The 4,116-nt window shown below is 66.4% G+C and carries 4 protein-coding genes; 2 read left to right on the plus strand and 2 right to left on the minus strand.

Features of this window, described 5'->3' with window-relative positions; all coding sequences use genetic code 11:
• Positions 1-149 precede the first annotated feature (149 nt).
• Together HUK65_RS18085 and HUK65_RS18090 are read left to right on the plus strand one after the other, a co-directional pair.
• The gene (locus tag HUK65_RS18085; protein ID WP_179907652.1) at positions 150-821 is read left to right on the plus strand and encodes a phage tail protein; all 672 of its coding nucleotides are present in this window, start codon (positions 150-152) and stop codon (positions 819-821) included.
• A gap of 46 nt (positions 822-867) precedes the next feature.
• The gene (locus tag HUK65_RS18090) at positions 868-1,950 is read left to right on the plus strand and encodes a Hint domain-containing protein (RefSeq protein WP_179907653.1); all 1,083 of its coding nucleotides are present in this window, start codon (positions 868-870) and stop codon (positions 1,948-1,950) included.
• Positions 1,951-2,062: 112 nt separating this feature from the next.
• On the opposite strand, the gene HUK65_RS18095 is transcribed toward HUK65_RS18090, so the two are convergent.
• Together HUK65_RS18095 and HUK65_RS18890 are read right to left on the minus strand one after the other, a co-directional pair.
• Entirely contained in the window at positions 2,063-3,703 is a 1,641-nt protein-coding gene (locus HUK65_RS18095) for a ShlB/FhaC/HecB family hemolysin secretion/activation protein (RefSeq protein WP_179907654.1), read from the minus strand.
• On the minus strand, positions 3,700-4,116 hold a 417-nt coding region (locus HUK65_RS18890), incomplete at its 5' end, for a hypothetical protein (protein ID WP_235442265.1). The genes HUK65_RS18095 and HUK65_RS18890, both read right to left, overlap by 4 nt.

Below are 4,116 nucleotides of genomic sequence, written 5' to 3' on the forward strand. Positions count from 1 at the left end.
CTCACCCGGGAACGCCGCGCACTCGACGCGCTGGATGAAATCAGAGGGAACCGGTAAGATGCGTCAGACTCAGAACACTAGCTTGGAATCACCTTCATATATTGAAGAAACCGCTCCGTTAACCGTAATACACAAAAGGAGAATTTCCAATGCCGATACACGCCCTGCGCGATCTGGCCGCTCCGACCCCGAAGGCCCTTTTGGCCACCGCCTTGGCCGCCATGACGGGCACTGCCGCACCGACCCCGGCTGCGGCGCAGGACTTTTATATCGGCCAGATCATCATGGGCGCCTGGGACTTTTGCCCGCGGGGCACCGCTCCCGCCGCGGGCCAGCAACTGGCGATCAATCAGTACCAGGCGCTTTTTGCACTGCTGGGCACGAACTTCGGCGGCAACGGGACCACTGTCTTCAACGTGCCGGACCTGCGCGCGCGGGCGGCGGTGGGCGCGGGCTCGGCCCCGGGGCTTGCGCCCGTGACGCTGGGCGAACAGGGCGGGCAGGAAAGCGTCACCCTGACCCAGTCGCAGATGCCCGCGCACCGCCACACTGTATCCACCACTGCGGTGGGCACCATGCAGGCGGCTTCGGGGCCGGCCACCGCCACGGCGGCGGCGGGCAATGCGCTGTCGAACGCGGCAGCGTCGACCTATACGGCGATTGGCCAGCCCTCGACCGCCATGCGCGGGGGCACGGTGCAGGTGGAGATTGACACCGACACCGATCTTGCAGGCGGCAACGCACCCTTCGACAACCGCAGCCCCTTTCTGGGCATGACCTACTGCATCGTCACCGAGGGGCTTTTCCCCCCGCGCGACTGAGACCCGCGATGCCCGGCCAAGAGCCTTGGTTCAAGGAGATGACCAGATGCCGACGACCTTCAATTTCCACGGCGACAACCTCACCGCAGCCGACCCCGAGCACGGCACCGAAACGCAGCATGACAACACCCAGTTCACCGAAAACGGGGTGACTTTCTTTTATTCGTCGAATGTGGACAGTTTTCTTGCCTCTGGCGGGTTCGACCCGGGCGGCAACCAGTTCGGCCCGGCTGCGATCCAGCTTGGCGATGGCACGGGGACGCTTCTGGTGGGCAATACCGATCCGTCCAACGCGTTCCTGAGCGATATCGTGCTGGAATTCGAGCTTATCGCGCATGATCCGAATGTAGGCACTGTCAATGTGGTCTTCAGCAATACGGTCAATGACACGCAGCAGACCATTACCTTGCCGACAGGGACCGAGATCGGCGGCGTGGCCGCAGACACCAATCCCCCGCTGCTGGTGACCGCCCCCGCTGGCATGGAGTTCAACAAGATCGTCTTTCAGGCACCGAACGCCCCGAACGGCATCGTGCTGCATTCCGTCACCGCCACCCCCACCTGCGTGCTGGCGGGCACCTGCTTCACCCGCGCCGATGGCGCGCAGGTGGCGGTGGAGGACCTGCATCCGGGCGACCGCATCCGCACCGAGGCGGGTGAAACCACGGTGAAATGGGTGGGCCAGCAGTTCATCGACACCCGCCTGACCCATCCCGCCCGCGTGAACCCCATCTGCATCCGCGCAGGCGCGCTGGGTGAGGGGCTGCCCGCGCGCGATGTGCTGGTTTCAGCCGATCATGCCATCGGGATCGACGGGATATTGGTGAACGCGGGCGCGCTGGTCAACGGGCACACCATCCACCGGGTGGCCACGATGCCGCGCGCGGGCTTCACCTATTACCATGTTGAAACCGACGCGCATGAGCTGCTGCTGACCGAAGGCATCGGGGTCGAAAGCTTCATCGACTACGTGGGCCGCGAGGGTTTCGACAACGCGCCCCCGGCGCTGAGTGCCCGCATTCCGGAAATGAAGCTGCCGCGCGTCTCGGCACAGCGGATCCTGCCCGCCGCGCTCCGCGCCCGGCTGGCGGCCCGCGCCAAGGCACTGACAGACCCCGCGGCGGCTTGAACAGCGGCGATCGGAACAGGCGGCGGCACACTCGGGCCGGGGTCCGGCATAGCTTCTGAAGGCGCGCGCCCTCCGCCTGGCGCCGCCGCCACCCGCGGGTTTCACCGCGCCGTCAGAAGCGATGCCGCAGCCCCGCTTCCACGCGCAGCGGGTGCCGCGTCTGGTTTGCCAGCTTGCGCATGGGGCGCGCCACGAACAGCTCGGCCGAGGTCGCGGTTCCGAAGTTGATCGATGCACCCAGCCCAAGTGCCGAGGCCTGCCCCTGCGACACCTGGCGACCGTTCACCCGGCTGGCCGCCGTGCCGATGTCGAAAAAGGCAAACGGCACGAACGCGATCCCGGTCTCGCGCAAGGCGAGCGGTTCGCGGGCCTCGATCTGGGCGCGCGCCCAGAGCCCGCTGTCCCCCGAAAGCGCGCCATGCGGATACCCCCGCACCGCGAAGGCCGATGTCACCGTAAACCCGTAGGGTGCGGGCATGGTGTCGCTCAGGGCAAGTTGTCCGCCGATGGTCAGGCTGCCGGAAAGACGCCCGCCCGGCAGGTCATGCGCAAACGCCGCGTTGAACGCCAGCGCCGAGAACCGACGCTGCGCATCTGCCACCCTGTCAGTATAGCGGCCGAACTGGAGATCGGCACCGCCTGAAATCACCGAAGCGGGAGTGGTTCTCAGACCGCTGAACCCGATCGAGCCGATCCAGCCGCGCTGGTCCAGCGTCCGCACACCGACAAGGCGCGAGTCCTCGCGGAAATGCTGGATCAGGAAATTGGCATTCAGGCTTCGATCCGCCTCGACGATCACCGGATGCGACAAGCCCGCGCCCAGGAATGCCGTGCGCCCGCGCAGATCGACGCCCAGGACATTCCGGCTGCGCCCCATGTCGAACGAAAGGGTCAGCCGCGTGCCATCGGGGTGGACCGTGCGCGCATAGCTGGCGTTGAGGTTCTGCGCCCCTTCGCGCAGGGTCACACCAAGGCTGAGCGGATCATTGAACCCGGTAAGGCTGGCAATGCGGGTATTGGCGATCAGCCGATAACGGCCATTGCCGCGGCTTCCATAGGTATCCGCCGAAACAACGGTCGATACCGGTGCTGCGCCTTCTGCAGTGATGACAAGATCGGTTTCGCCGGGTTGCGCCCCGGGCGCGAAATCGGCGTCCAGCAGCATGTTGTCCGTCAGGGTCAGCCGCTCCAGTCGCCGGGCGATGACGCGGTTATCGGCCACCTCCCCGGGCGTCAGGTTCAGGCGATAAGCAAGGTAATCGTCGCTGATGGCAGTGCCTTGCGCGCGAACACGGCCCAGACGCGCTTCGACAAAGGCAATCCGCACCTCGCCCCTGGTCAGGTTCACCTGCTCCACAACCGGCGTGGCCAGGGAAATCCCTTCATCGTCATAAAGACCGGCCAGCGCATCGAGCAGGGCCGCAACCGTACGATTGTCCAGGATGCGCCCGACAAATGGGCGGGCTGCAGCTTCGGTCGCCGCGGCCGAGAGGTATTCGGAGCCGCCGAGCCGGATACTGCGCAGCCTTGGCTGCGGCGGCGCAACTGCCGGTTCTGCCGCCCCACCCCGCGTTTCGAAGTCCGCGGCCGCAGCATCCGCGGCGGCGGCGGCGGCAGCAGCGGCGGCTGACAGGCCTTGCTCCTGCGCGCGTGACGGGCCAGCGTGCAGCACTGCAAGGGCGCCAACAAGGCCAATGGCGAGGAACCTGCTCCCGGGGCCAAGGCAGGCGCTCCTCTCAACGATGGGTTTCACTGCTCATTATCCTCCTGCCCGTCCTGTTCGTCATCGGCGTTGGGGTCGTCACCATTTATCGAATAGGTGATGTTCACCGGGCGCCCCCGCAGCTCATCCTGGTCGCGCGCCCGCAGCGTCTGTCCACGCTCCCCGGAACCGCGCAGGATACCATCCCGAACGAACGCAAGCAGGCCACGCAGCCCTCCGGATTCGCGCGGCGCGAATGTCGAGCCACGATCATCCTCCGCGGGCTGTCCTCCCGTGGAGTCGTCGACATCACCAGGCTCCTCAGGGTCGACGGGCGCCTCGGGGTCGACGGGCGCCTCAGGATCCACAGGCTCCTCGGGGTCAACCGGCTCCTCAGGGTCAACGGGCTCCTCAGGGTCAACGGGCTCCTCAGGGTCGACGGGCTCCTCGGGATCCACGGGCGC

It is taken from the genome of Rhabdonatronobacter sediminivivens, assembly GCF_013415485.1.
Lineage (GTDB): Bacteria > Pseudomonadota > Alphaproteobacteria > Rhodobacterales > Rhodobacteraceae > Rhabdonatronobacter > Rhabdonatronobacter sediminivivens.